12 protein-coding genes are annotated in these 12,062 nt (G+C 67.0%); 2 read left to right on the top strand and 10 right to left on the bottom strand.

Going from position 1 to position 12,062, the window contains the following annotated elements; translation table 11 throughout:
- Positions 1-141 precede the first annotated feature (141 nt).
- A complete protein-coding gene (locus tag AC1DES_RS11330; protein ID WP_476895797.1) occupies positions 142-672 on the top strand; it encodes a DUF6328 family protein in 531 nt (176 codons plus the stop codon).
- Between the two features lie 45 nt (positions 673-717).
- Here AC1DES_RS11330 and AC1DES_RS11335 read toward each other — a convergent pair whose 3' ends face one another.
- From AC1DES_RS11335 to AC1DES_RS11370, 8 genes are all read right to left on the bottom strand, one after another.
- Positions 718-2,295, bottom strand: a complete 1,578-nt coding sequence (locus AC1DES_RS11335; RefSeq protein ID WP_476895798.1) for an MFS transporter — start codon at positions 2,293-2,295, stop codon at positions 718-720.
- Between the two features lie 171 nt (positions 2,296-2,466).
- Positions 2,467-3,591: a glycerate kinase gene (locus AC1DES_RS11340; protein WP_476895799.1), complete on the bottom strand. Its 1,125-nt coding sequence runs from the start codon at positions 3,589-3,591 to the stop codon at positions 2,467-2,469.
- An 88-nt stretch (positions 3,592-3,679) separates the two neighbouring features.
- Positions 3,680-4,423, bottom strand: a complete 744-nt coding sequence (locus AC1DES_RS11345; protein ID WP_476895893.1) for a glycerophosphodiester phosphodiesterase family protein — start codon at positions 4,421-4,423, stop codon at positions 3,680-3,682.
- A gap of 130 nt (positions 4,424-4,553) precedes the next feature.
- Positions 4,554-4,802 (bottom strand): hypothetical protein, encoded by a 249-nt coding sequence (locus tag AC1DES_RS11350; protein ID WP_476895800.1) that lies wholly within the window; start codon positions 4,800-4,802, stop codon positions 4,554-4,556.
- A 134-nt stretch (positions 4,803-4,936) separates the two neighbouring features.
- A complete protein-coding gene (locus tag AC1DES_RS11355; protein ID WP_476895801.1) occupies positions 4,937-5,755 on the bottom strand; it encodes an HAD family hydrolase in 819 nt (272 codons plus the stop codon).
- A 181-nt stretch (positions 5,756-5,936) separates the two neighbouring features.
- Complete coding sequence (locus tag AC1DES_RS11360; RefSeq protein WP_476895802.1) at positions 5,937-6,941, bottom strand: PDR/VanB family oxidoreductase; 1,005 nt, start codon at positions 6,939-6,941, stop codon at positions 5,937-5,939.
- Positions 6,942-6,978: 37 nt separating this feature from the next.
- Complete coding sequence (locus AC1DES_RS11365) at positions 6,979-8,076, bottom strand: aromatic ring-hydroxylating oxygenase subunit alpha (RefSeq protein ID WP_476895803.1); 1,098 nt, start codon at positions 8,074-8,076, stop codon at positions 6,979-6,981.
- 148 nt (positions 8,077-8,224) lie between these two features.
- Entirely contained in the window at positions 8,225-8,806 is a 582-nt protein-coding gene (locus AC1DES_RS11370) for a PadR family transcriptional regulator (RefSeq protein ID WP_476895804.1), read from the bottom strand.
- 268 nt (positions 8,807-9,074) lie between these two features.
- Between AC1DES_RS11370 and AC1DES_RS11375 the strand changes: the two genes are divergently transcribed.
- A complete protein-coding gene (locus tag AC1DES_RS11375) occupies positions 9,075-10,415 on the top strand; it encodes an MFS transporter (RefSeq protein WP_476895805.1) in 1,341 nt (446 codons plus the stop codon).
- A 120-nt stretch (positions 10,416-10,535) separates the two neighbouring features.
- Here the strand turns inward: AC1DES_RS11375 and AC1DES_RS11380 are convergent, their stop codons facing one another.
- Both AC1DES_RS11380 and AC1DES_RS11385 read right to left on the bottom strand, forming a co-directional pair.
- The gene (locus tag AC1DES_RS11380) at positions 10,536-11,048 is read right to left on the bottom strand and encodes a YbhB/YbcL family Raf kinase inhibitor-like protein (RefSeq protein ID WP_476895806.1); all 513 of its coding nucleotides are present in this window, start codon (positions 11,046-11,048) and stop codon (positions 10,536-10,538) included.
- Positions 11,045-12,016, bottom strand: coding sequence for a carbohydrate kinase family protein (locus tag AC1DES_RS11385; RefSeq protein WP_476895807.1), 972 nt, complete (start codon positions 12,014-12,016; stop codon positions 11,045-11,047). The genes AC1DES_RS11380 and AC1DES_RS11385 overlap by 4 nt, the downstream gene beginning before the upstream one ends.
- Positions 12,017-12,062: the final 46 nt, after the last annotated feature.

A 12,062-nucleotide genomic window follows, 5' to 3' on the forward strand; every position in this document is an offset into this window, starting at 1 on the left:
ACTACCCCAGCGAAGTAACAGTTCCACCCTACCCGGAAAGTACTCAGCAAACTTAGCATCGGCTTGTGTTTGGAAAGTCTCCAGCTTAAGTTGAGTGTGTGCCGCGCCCAGCCGCCCTTCCGCCAACGCCCGAGGAGAACGATGCCAGGTCCAGGAGAGCCCAGTGGCGACGGACGTAATGAGACGGCCGAAGAGCAACTCGACCGCAACTGGATGGAACTGCTGCAGGAGCTTCGGGTGCTGCAGACCGGAGTGCAGATCCTTGCGGGGTTCCTCCTGACCCTTCCCTTCCAGGCCCGGTTTGCGAGCCTGGACACCTTCGAGACCGGCCTGTACCTCACGAATGTCGTGCTGGCCGCCCTGACCACCGCGACGATCCTGCTTCCGGTCAGCGTGCACCGCCGGCTCTTCCGGATGCGGTTGAAGGCCACCCTGGTGTCCAGTGCCGACAACATCGCGAAAGTGTCGCTGGGCGGCGTCGCATTGCTGAGCGTGGGGACCTCGGCCCTCGTCTTTGATGTCACCGCCGGGCGGACGGCAGGGCTCACCGCCGGGACGGGACTGTTGGCCGTGCTGCTCATCTTGCTCGTGGCCGTCCCCGACCGGCTGCGGCGCCGGGCAGCCGCCGACGCGCCGGCTGTTTCAAAACATCGACAACGGGGTACCCCGTGACCGGCACCGCAAGCCAGCAAAGCAGACGCAGCACAACTTCAGCCCTCAGCCTGCCGTGGTGTCCTTCGTGTCTTCCGTCCTGTTCGGCAGCTCCTCCGGCGCGGCCGCAGGCTCGTACGTGTGGTCGAAGGGCATTTCGTTGAGATCGAGGTTTTCGTTGGCGTCCTGGCCCGCGACCAGCTCGTGGGCCTCCTCCAGCGAATCAACGCTCGGCATGGAACCCAGCAACGGCCGTCCGGCCGTTTCCCTGATGAAGTAGACCGCCACTGCGCCAACGGCGGAGGTGCCCATCAGGTAGTAGGCCGGCATCATGTCATTTCCGGAGGAGGCGATGAGGGCGGCGATGATGAACGGGGCCGTCCCGCCAAAAATTGCCACGGCGAAGTTGTAGGCAATGCCCATGGCGCCGTACCGGCTGGCCGTGGGGAACAGTGCAGGCAGCGCCGAGGCCAGGTTCGCGACATAGAACGTCAGCGGGAAGGCGACGAGCGCCAGCCCGAGGAGCGTGGACCAGATCTCCCCCACACCAATCAGCAGGAACGCCGGGATCGCCAGGATCACGGTCCCGAGTGAACCGATCCACAGCACCGGGCGGCGGCCGATCCGGTCCGAAAGCCGGCCCGTCAGCGGGATGGCCGCAGACATCGCGACCAGGATCGGAATGGTCAGCAGCGTTCCATGCAGTTCGTCATACCCCTTGGTGGCCGTGAGGTACGTCGGCATATATGACGTCAGTGCGTAGCCGACGGTGTTGGCGGCCGCCACCAGGATCATCGCCAGGAGGATGCTGCGCCAGTGGGAGGCGAGGATCGCCACGGGACCCTTGGCTGCCGCCGCGCCCTCCGCCGCGCCGCCGGAGGCCTGGGCGTCCAGGCTGGCCTGGAACGTGGGGGATTCCTCAATTTTCAGTCGGAAGTAGATGGCCACGAGCCCGAGCGGCCCCGCGATCAGGAACGGGATCCGCCAGCCCCAGCCCTCCATTGCGGGCTGGCCGAGCAGGACCTGCAGCAGGGAAACCAGGGCTGCCCCGAGGGCGAATCCCATGTAGCTGCCGAGGTCCAGGAAGCTGGCAAAAAACCCCCGGCGGCTGTCGGGGGCGTGCTCACTGACGAAGGTCGTGGCACCGGCATATTCGCCGCCGGTGGAGAAGCCCTGGACGAGCTTGGTCACCACCAGAAGCACTGCGGCCCACATTCCAAGGACCGCGTATCCGGGGAGCAGGCCAACGATGAACGTGGAGGCCGCCATGATGATGAGCGTCATGGACAGGACCCTCTGCCGGCCGAACTTGTCCCCCAGCCAGCCGAAGAACACGCCGCCTAGGGGACGGGCGATGAAGGTGGCGGCAAAGGTTCCGAGCAGGAACAGGTTCTGCACGGTCTTGTCGGCCTCCGGCAGGAAGACCGGACCCATGGTGGTGATGAGGTAGCCAAAGACCCCGACGTCGTACCATTCCATCGTGTTGCCCACGATCGTGCCGCCCAGGGCCTTGCGCATCATGGGGCGGTCGACGATGTTGATGTGCGATACCTTCAGCCTGCGCGGGGTGAGAGGCCGTCCCGACGACGGCGGGGCACCAGGGGTGCCGTGCTTCCCGTGCGCATTCCTGGGGTCTGGGCTCATGATGCATCTCCTGCCAGGGCCACATCCGTTGATTCGTGGCCCTGGCCGGGAGTCACTCCCCCACTGCGGACAGTTTATCGGCGTCACCGGACGCGGCGCCAGCGTTCGGCCGGACGGTTTGCCGGTGCGCCCGGCCCTCCGGCGGGCCTGGGCCCGCGGCGGCCGCCGCTCTCAGGCCCCCTCGAGGACCTGGCTGGTGGCCCAGGCGAGGTATTTGGCGGCGTTGGCGACGGCGTCGGAGGGGCTGCTGGCCAGGTCCAGCAGCTGCGCGGCGGCCACCACCCCGTGCCGGGCAAGGTCCTCCGGGGTGACCAGGATCCGGCCGGCGACGACGATCACGGGGATGCCGCGTTCCTGGGCGGCGTCGGCGAGGGCGATCGGTGCCTTGCCGGTCAGCGACTGGGAATCCAGGGACCCTTCCCCGGTGATGACGAGGTCCGCTTCCGCGAGTTTCGCGGCGAGGCCGGTCAGTCCGGCCACCAGCTCGAATCCGCCCTCCAGGACCGCGTTGCTGAAGGCCAGGAACGATGCCGGGAAGCCGCCGGCCGCGCCGGCTCCGGGGACGTTGACGTCGCGGCCGGTCGTTGCGCGCAACACGGAGGCCCAGTTCCGCAGGCCTGCGTCGAGAAGTTCCGCCGCGTCCTCGTCGGCGCCCTTCTGCGGGCCGAACACATGCGCGGCGCCGTCGTGGCCGAACAGCGGGTTCTGCACGTCCACGGCGATCCTGAACTTCACGGCGGACAGCCGTGGATCGAGCCCGCTGGCGTCCATCGACACGACGTCGGCCAGCGAGCCGCCCCCCAGGGGAACCACATTGCCGTGGACATCCAAGGGCTTGAGACCCAGCGCGCGGAGGGCGCCGCTGCCGGCGTCGGTCATGGCCGAGCCGCCCAGGCCGAGCACGATTTCCGTGGCGCCGGCATCCAGCGCGGCGGCGATCAGCTGACCGCAACCATAGCTGTGGGCGCGCAGGGCATTCGCAGGGGTCGGGTCCATGTGTGCCAGCCCGGAAGCCTGCGCGGTTTCAATGACCGCAGTGGCCCCGCCGAACGCGTCCTTCCGGATGGCCCACGCGGCACCGACCGGTGCCAGGATTGGGCCCACGACGGCGTTGAGCCGTTCCTCGTAGCCTGCCGCGACGGCCGCCTCCAGGGTTCCTTCGCCGCCGTCGGCCACCGGAAACTGGATGGCCTCGGCGTCGGGGTAAACGCGGAGGGCGCCTTCGGCGATGGCGGCGGCGGCTTCGGCGGCGGTAAGGGAGCCCTTGAACTTGTCCGGGGCGATGAGGATTCGCATGGCTCTATCCTGCCAGCAGACGCCGACAACCACTCCCGCGACGACATTGGCAACCCGGAAGGGTGCGCTCAGGGCACGCCAGGTGCCACTACTGCCGCCATTGGCCGCGCTCCCGCAGCACCTCTTTGAGCAGGTCCGCACGATCCGTGACGATTCCGTCGACGCCGAGATCGAGCAGGCGGTGCATTTCCGCGGGCTCGTTGATGGTCCAGACGTGCACGTGCAGGCCATGCCGGTGGGCACGGCGCACGAAGCCCCGCGTCGCGACGGTCACCGCGCCGTAGCGCACCGGGACCTGCAGGGCGTGGACTCCGCCGAGCGCCCGCCGGACCAGCAGGCGCATCAGCGGCGCGGGGAGCACGGGACCCAGCAGCACGAAGAGGGCGTTGGAGGCAATACCGGCAGAGCTGGCGGCCGGACGGCTCAGTTGCTTCAGCACCGCGCGCCGCCGGCGGTCGGAGAAGCTGGCAATCAGTACCCGGTCATGCAGCCCGTAGCGTTCGATCGCCGCGGCCAGGGTGTCCACGGAGTTCCAGTCCTTGACATCCAGGTTGAGCCGGACGTCCCGGAAAGCCGTGACGAGTTCCTCGAACAGCGGGATCGGCTCCGTGCCCCCGATCCGCGCACGGGCCACGGTCTCCCCGGGCAGCTCGGAAATCCTGCCGCTGCCGTCCGTCACCCGGTCCAGGGTTTCGTCGTGGAAGAGCAGGAGGACGCCGTCGGCGGTGGTGTGCACGTCCGTCTCAAGATGCCGGAAACCGAGTCCGACGGCGGCGCCGAAGGCGGCCATGGAGTTCTCCCGGCCGTCCCGCGCGAAGCCGCGGTGTGCCATCGCAACAGGCGTCGTGGCGCCGTTGCCGGAGTCTCCGGACGGGTCAAAAAAGGGGTGGGAGTTCCTCACACCTGAAGCGTAACTCCTGAGGCGTACCGGAGCCCTCGGTGGCGGTGCCCAGGACATGGCGTCAGGAACTGTGCTGGAGGATTTCCACGCCGTCGCTACAGTGGAGCAGCGTGCGGCCGCGCCCGCCGTCGAGGTCCACCCAGACGGCGGTGTGGTCGGCCGTGACGGCGTCCACGAGGCCGCCGGTCTCATAGCCGGGCGCCATCCGGACGCTCACCCGGTCGCCCTGGCGCAGGCTCCTCCAGCGCGGATCCGGGTCCACCCTGTGCAGGGGCAGGTCGGAAGTCTTTTCAGTACGGTACCTGGCCACGAGAGTTCCCCATCATCAATCAACGATCCGTCGCGAGATTTCAGCGTAGGCAACCAAGATGAACGCCAGTTGACTGCCGGCTGGGAATCCGGTGACATGACCGGCCGCTCAAGAAACGCTTCCGCCGGCCGGTATCAGGGCAGCCGGACGCCGAGTTCGGCGAGCTTGGCCTCGAGGATCTGGGCGACGCCGTCGTCGTCGAAGTGCGGGGCCTGCTGGCCGGCCGCGAGGATGGCCTCCGGGTGGCCGCTGGCCATTGCATATCCGTCGCCGGCCCAGCGGAGCATTTCGATGTCGTTGGGCATGTCCCCAAAAGCCACAACGTCCCGCGCCGCGATGCCCAGGGAGCCAGCGTATTCGGCAAGGGTGACCGCCTTGTTCACGCCGGGAAGGGAGAGCTCCAGCAACGCCATGTTCGGCGCGGAGTGGGTGGCGGCCGCCAGATGCGCGACGGCGGGCGTCACCTCGGCCAGGAAGTCATCGGCCGTTCCCTCCCGGACGATCGCGAGGAACTTCACCACGGAGTCTGCCGCCGTGAGGGTGGTGTGCAGCGGCGCAGGCGTGAACTCGGAGAGCAGCTGGCTGGAGCCGTCCTCGATGAACCCCGGCTCCAGATGGAAGCCGGTCAGTGTTTCGGCGGCGAACAGGGCCGACGGGCGCAGCTGCTGGATGATGCGCCGCACCTCGAACACGGCGTCGGGCGCAAGCCCCTTAGCCGAGAGCATCCGGTCCGCCTCGAGGTCCCAGACGACGGCGCCGTTGGAGCAGATGACGGTGCCGGTGTGGCCCAGCTGGTCCTGCAGGGGGTGGAGCCAGCGCGGCGGCCGGCCGGTCACGAAGACCAGTTCGATGCCGGCGTCGCGGCAGGCGTGGAAGGCGCGAACGGTCCGGTCGCTGATTTTGCCGTCGTGGCCCAGGATCGTTCCGTCGATGTCACTTGCTACCAGCCGCATAGTGCCAGTCTACGTGGGTGCCCGGGCGCCGGCCCGCACACGAGTCGCCCGGCCCGCACCCGCGGGGCCCGGCCCGCACACGAGGTCGCCCGGCCCGCACCCGAGGTCGCCGGAAACGCACGAAATCGCCGGAAGCTTCCGGCGATCCCGCAGGCTTCCGGCGGTTTCGGCGGCGATCGGCTCAGATATCGATGGTTACGACGGCGCGCTCCCCCGCCGGGTCCGTCCGGGCGCCGGTCTCGGAGCGGACCGCCCGGGAGACGCAGCAGCACATCTTGGCAGCCGCGTGCTGTTGGCGTTCGCTGTAGAAGACGTCCCTGTGATCAATGGAGCCCTGCACGCCAAGCAGGCGCACTTCGCACAGCCCGCATTCGCCCTTGCGGCAGTCAAACATCATGTCGACACCCGCGTCCTCCAGGGCTTCCAGCATGGACTTTCCGGGGCCGACAGCCGCCTCGACGCCCAGGCGGGGCACGCGGACCACGAACTCCTCGGGGTCGTACCAGCCGCTGTTGCCGAAGGTCTCGAATCGGAGGTTCGGCAGGCTGAGCCCGCGTGTGCCCCAGCCGCGCTTGACGGCATCCATGAGCCGGATCGGACCGCACATGTACAGTTCGGTGTCCGGATCCACAGCCGCAAGCAGCTCGTCAACCTTCAGCGCCGTGCCCTCGTCGTCCACATGCACCCGCAACGCATCGCCGTGCAGCTGCTCCAGCTGGGGCAGGTAGGCCATGGCGGCACGGCTACGGCCTGCGTAAACCAGGGTGTAGTCGGCCTTGATGTTCCGGAGCACGCGCGCCATGCCTATCATCGCGGTGATGCCGATTCCACCGGCAAGGAGCACGTAGCGGGGAGCGCCGATCCGGAGCGGAAAGTTCTGCAGCGGCTGCGTGATCTCCAGCCGGTCGCCCACGTTGAGACCGTGCATGAACACGGATCCGCCGCGGGACCGGGGCGCTTCGAAGACGCTGATGGCCACACGCCGGCCGTCGTCGCTGGAATCGACCACAGAGTAGGAGCGCTTGCGGCGTTCTCCGTTGATCGTGACCATGACGTCGATGTGCGAGCCTGGCTCTGCCTTCTTCGGCAGGGACTGGGACAGGACCATGCGCCGGATGTGCGGGGTGATGCACTCCGCCTCTACGACCGCGCCTGCCTGCCATACTTCAATGTTCGTTGCTGCCATAACGTTCTTCTGCCTTCCAGGTGGATCAGCCGGGCGATCAGGCGGTCGGAATGAGGCGCCCCTCGGCGGCCAGCTGCCGCTCGATCAGCCGCCTGACCCACATGCCGCCGGCGTCGATGTTGAGGTTGTAGAACTCGTAATCCGGGTTGGCGTCGATCGCTTCCTGCTGGGCCTTGAGCATGGCCTCGTCCTCGCCGAAGACTCCGTGTACGCCGTCGCGCAGTTGGGTGGTAATGAGCTGGCTTTCCAGCCGGTAGTTGCGCATGAACGCCCAGAAGTAGTGGCATGTCTTTGCGGTCTCGGGCGAGATGGTGTTCATGACGAAGCCGTTCACGCCCTGGCTGCGGTCACCTCCGGGCGCTCCGGTGCCGGCTTTGGCGACCCCGACGTCGATGTTGATGGTCGACGGCGACTGGAAGGTAATGATCTGCCAGCGGTCCACTCTGCCTTCGAAACCGGGGAACTTGTCGCGCATGTTCTTGAGCCAGAACGGCGGGGCATCGATGTCCAGCATCCATCGTGAGACCGTGACGGTGCTGCCGTCCTGGGTCACGACAAAATCAGACTCGCTCAACTCGTCCTGGCCGATCGAGGAGGAATGGACGAACTCCTCGTGGGTTAGGTCCATCAGGTTGTCCAGCACCAGCTGGTAGTTGCACGGCGCGAAGATGGTCTGGCCGTCGCCGGCCCATTCGTCGGAGCTCATTTGGTGCATGTCGGGGATAAGGCCCGGGTCCGCGCGAGTGGGATCACCCAGCCACACCCAGACGTACCGGTAGCGCTCGATAACGGGGAAGGACGGCACCGTGGCGCTTGGGTTGATGGTTTCCTGGGCAGGCATGGACACGCAGCGGCCCGCGGAGTTGTAGACGATGCCGTGATAAGGGCACTGGATCTGGTCCTTGGACAGCGTTTTTCCCATGGACAGCGGCGCGAGCCGGTGCCAGCAGGCGTCCGCCAGGGCCACGGCCTTGCCATCCTCCGTGCGGTACAGGGCCAGCGGCCTGTCCGCGATCCGGCGGGACATGGGCTTGCGGGTCACCTCGTGGTCCCAGGCGGCCACATACCAGGCGTTAAGCGGATACCCCAGCACTTTGTTGGTCGTTGAACTCATTGACTGCATCAGTGCGGTCATGATCGATCCTTCCCGTCACGCTATACCTATGTTCATAGGTAGTGGTCCGGATCACAGCATAACTATGTTGATAGATAGTGGCAAGAGGTGTCGCGCACAAGCCCGGGCGGGGGGCAGAAAGCCCGGAAGCCGTCAGGCTTCCTGGCGCCTAGGACTCCAACGTGTCAATAAGTTCAAGGCCCTTGTTGGCCCATTCGATCTCGGCTTCGGCGCCGTCGATCATGCCTTCGTAGGTGAAGATCTTGTACGCTGCGATCTTTTCCCGATCCCCCTCGGGAGCCGTCTCAAGACGCTTCGCCAGGATGGGGTTGCTCCGATCCTGGAGGGCGGCGATCATCTCCTGCCACTGCCGCACGCGGGAGAAGTGGTACGCAATATGGGCGCGCATCTGCGCCCGCGCGGCATCAGGTTCCGCCCATTCAAGATAGGCGGCCTTGAGGTGGATCGGGTCACGCTCCCGGGCGTAGTCAAGCGTCGTGTTCATCCAGGCGCGGAAGGCCTCCACGCCTTCGGGAGTGATGTGATAGCGCTTCTTCTTGCCTTTTTTGCCCCAGGGTTCCTCCACGCCACGCAGGAGGCCATCCTTTTCCATCCGCCGGAGTTCGGGATAGATCTGCGAGTCAGGGGCATGCCAGACGTAGCCCACAGATTGCTCGAATTGCTTGAAGACGTCGTAGCCCGTCAGGGGCTGGGACGTGAGTAGCGCAAGCAGGGCATACCGCAGGCTCACATGCCACCGATCCTTTCCGTTTGAGCGCCCCGGCCGCAATGCCTTGCAGCAAGGCCGGACGCCGCCTCCATTAAACCCCTTGTCAACTAACTATCTTCATAGTTATGCTGTGTCCCACGCCACATCTAACTCTCAGCATAGATAGTGACCTGCTGCCAATCCTTCAACGACGCGGGGCGGCCGCCGGCACCGGAAGCGGCACTGCAGCTTCCGCGCCCTTCGCTCAGCAACTGCCCGGACAAACCGCGGCCTCCAGAAAGTAGTCCCCATGCAACTGCAAGAACGCATCGACGCGTCACGCATGTCTATGTATCAATGGCTCATCGTCGGACTGTGCATTGTCCTCAACGCCCTGGACGGCTTCGACGTCCTGGCCATGGCCTTCACAGCCAACAGCGTCACCCGCGACTTCGGCCTCAGTGGCGGCGAACTGGGTATCCTGCTCAGCGCCGGACTGATCGGCATGGCAATAGGCTCCCTGGGGCTGGCACCCTTCGCCGACGTCGTCGGGCGCCGGCCCATGATGCTCATTTCCACCGGACTGGCGACCACAGGGATGCTTTTGGCATCGCTTGCGCACTCGGCCGTGGAGCTCGGCCTCTGGCGCATCGTCACAGGGCTGGGCATCGGCGGAATCCTCGCGTGCACCAACGTCATCGCCAGCGAATACTCGTCCAAGCGCTGGCGCGGACTGGCCATCAGCATCTACACCGCGGGCTACGGTATCGGGGCGACGCTCGGCGGCACCGCGGCCGTGACCCTGCAGGCAAGCTTCGGCTGGCGCTCGGTGTTCCTCTTCGGCGGCATCTGCACCGCCGCCACCTTCGTACTTCTGGCGGCACTGCTGCCCGAGTCCGTGGCCTTCCTGGCCACCCGCCGTCCCCGCAACGTGCTGGACCGCCTGAACAAGATTGCCCGCAAGATCGGACAGCCCGCCGTCACGGAACTCCCCGCGCCAGTGTCCGCGGCCGGCAGGAAGAACAAGCTCTCTGAACTCTTCACGACCGGGAACCGCCGCTCCACCTGGCTTGTGTGGCTGGCTTTCTTTGCCACCATGTTCGGTTTCTACTTCGTCAACAGCTGGACGCCGCGGCTCCTCGTGACTGCCGGTATGACCGAGAGCCAAGGCGTCATCGGCGGCCTCATGCTGACTTTGGGCGGCACTTTTGGTTCCCTCCTTTATGGTCTGCTGACGATCCGCTGGAGCAGCCGCAAGGTCATGATCATCTTCGCCGTCCTCTCCGCGGCCACTATGGTGATGTTCATTTCCACGGCCGGCATCCTCGCCCTGGCCTTTGTCGCCGGGGGCGTCGTGGGCATGCTCATCAACGGCTGCATCGCCGGCCTGTACACCATCGCCCCTGCCCTGTACGGATCTTCAGTCCGAAGCACCGGGGTCGGCTGGGCCATCGGGATCGGCCGCGTGGGTGCCATCGTCGCCCCGCTGATCACGGGCGCCCTCCTGGACGCGCACTGGACCGCATCCATGCTTTACATCGGGGTTGGCATCGTGGTCCTGGTGGCTGGCGGCGCCGTAGCGGCGATGCGTCCGGCCGCCGTCGGGACCTCCCCGCTCCCTGCGGAGGAACGCCTGACGACGGCGGCCTGAGCCGAACCCCCAGCCGCCCGTCGCGCAACCGAGGTCGCCGGAAGAGTGCCAGATCGCCGGAATCTTCCGGCGATCCCGCAGGCTTCCGGCGATTTCCGCGGCGCTCGGGCGGCTGCTCGTCTAATGCCGTTCGTAGATCCCGGTGAGTGTGGCCCGGCCAAGGGTGTGCCGGGACAGCTTCGATTCCAGGCTCGCCGGAGACGTGCGCTCGTCCAGCCCTGACGGCGCGACGTCGAGCGCGTGCACCGTGACGATGTAGCGGTGGGGGCCGTGGCCGGGCGGCGGTGCGGCCCCCAGGTAGCCGTGGAATCCGGCGTCGTTCTTCAGCTGCAGGGCACCCGGAGGAAGGTGCCCGCCGCCCTCCGCGCCTGCTCCGGCAGACAGCGAGTTCACATCGGCCGGGATGTCCAGGACCGCCCAGTGCCAGAAGCCGCCATGCCCGGGCGCGTCGGGGTCGAACATGGTGATGGCGTAGCTCTTGGTGCCGGCCGGCGCCCCGGACCAGCTCAGCTGCGGCGACTCGTCCTGACCGCCGGCACGCATTCTGCCGCTTCGCTGTGCCGGCGGCAGGCTCTGGCGCTCACTGAAGGATTCGCTGCTGACGTGGAAAGACGAAGCATCGTGGTGTGTCATGACTGCCTTTCAGTTGCTGTTGGGGCCTCTGCATCCAGTTCCATCCGGGCAAGCTCCGCGCGGGTCGGCGGGTTGGCGCCGGCGCGCGATACCGTCACGGCGGCCGCCCAGGCCGAGTGGGCGAGGAGGCCGCGGAGGCTTTCGGCGGAGAGTTCGCGGAGGTCCTTGCGGTTCTGTGCTCCGTCCAGGCCCAGGTCCACCACCCCGGAGAGCAGTGCCGCCATGAAGGAATCCCCGGCCCCGACCGTGTCCGCCACGATCACCGCTGGAGCCTCAAAGTGCGCCTCGCCGGCGGCGTTGACGGCCCAGGGCCCTTCGGCGCCGCGGGTCACCACCACCATCGCCGGGCCTTCCGAGCCGCCGAGGGACAGCCAGCGGCGCGCGGACACCAGCGGGTCCTCGCCGGGGTACAGCCATTCAAGGTCCTCGTCGGAGGCCTTGACGATGTCCGCCAGGGCGACGAATTTTTCGGCCTGCCGGCGCGCATAGTCCACGTCGGTGATAATGCTGGGCCGGCAGTTGGGGTCGAAGCTGACCGTCGCGGAAGGATGGGCATGTTCGACGGCGGCCAGCACCTCGGCGGCGCCGGGCGCCAGCATCGTGGCGATCGAGCCGGTGTGCAGCAAGGTGGTGCCCTGCAGCATGAAAGGCAACCGCTCCGCGAGCCCTGGGAGCTCCCAGGCGAGGTCGAACGTGTAGGTGGCGGCGCCGTCGTCGTCAATCAGGGCCGTGGCCACGCTTGTGGGCAGCCCGTCCGGTCCCTGCGGCAAGAGCACCGAGCTGGACTTCAGGTGAGCCGCAACCGCTTCACCGTAGGCGTCGCGCCCGTAGCGGCCGATGAACTGCACGGGGTGGTCCAGTCGGGCCAGCCCCACCGCCACGTTGAGCGGGCTTCCGCCGACATGGGCCTGGACACCGGAGGAGCGCTGGACCACGTCAACGAGGCCCTCGCCAATAACTGTGAGCATGCTCATACTCTGCCAGAGAACGCTGTCCGCCGCGCGAGTGTTGCGT

It is taken from the genome of Arthrobacter sp. 05T442 (assembly GCF_056395945.1).

Excerpts from the sequence above, each read along its gene's own strand:
- AC1DES_RS11330 (WP_476895797.1), top strand. The coding sequence starts at position 142 with ATGCCAGGTCCAGGAGAGCCCAGTGGCGACGGACGTAATGAGACGGCC.
- AC1DES_RS11335 (WP_476895798.1), bottom strand. The coding sequence starts at position 2,295 with ATGAGCCCAGACCCCAGGAATGCGCACGGGAAGCACGGCACCCCTGGT.
- AC1DES_RS11340 (WP_476895799.1), bottom strand. The coding sequence starts at position 3,591 with ATGCGAATCCTCATCGCCCCGGACAAGTTCAAGGGCTCCCTTACCGCC.
- AC1DES_RS11345 (WP_476895893.1), bottom strand. The coding sequence starts at position 4,423 with ATGGCACACCGCGGCTTCGCGCGGGACGGCCGGGAGAACTCCATGGCC.
- AC1DES_RS11355 (WP_476895801.1), bottom strand. The coding sequence starts at position 5,755 with ATGCGGCTGGTAGCAAGTGACATCGACGGAACGATCCTGGGCCACGAC.
- AC1DES_RS11360 (WP_476895802.1), bottom strand. The coding sequence starts at position 6,941 with ATGGCAGCAACGAACATTGAAGTATGGCAGGCAGGCGCGGTCGTAGAG.
- AC1DES_RS11365 (WP_476895803.1), bottom strand. The coding sequence starts at position 8,076 with ATGACCGCACTGATGCAGTCAATGAGTTCAACGACCAACAAAGTGCTG.
- AC1DES_RS11375 (WP_476895805.1), top strand. The coding sequence starts at position 9,075 with ATGCAACTGCAAGAACGCATCGACGCGTCACGCATGTCTATGTATCAA.
- AC1DES_RS11380 (WP_476895806.1), bottom strand. The coding sequence starts at position 11,048 with ATGACACACCACGATGCTTCGTCTTTCCACGTCAGCAGCGAATCCTTC.
- AC1DES_RS11385 (WP_476895807.1), bottom strand. The coding sequence starts at position 12,016 with ATGCTCACAGTTATTGGCGAGGGCCTCGTTGACGTGGTCCAGCGCTCC.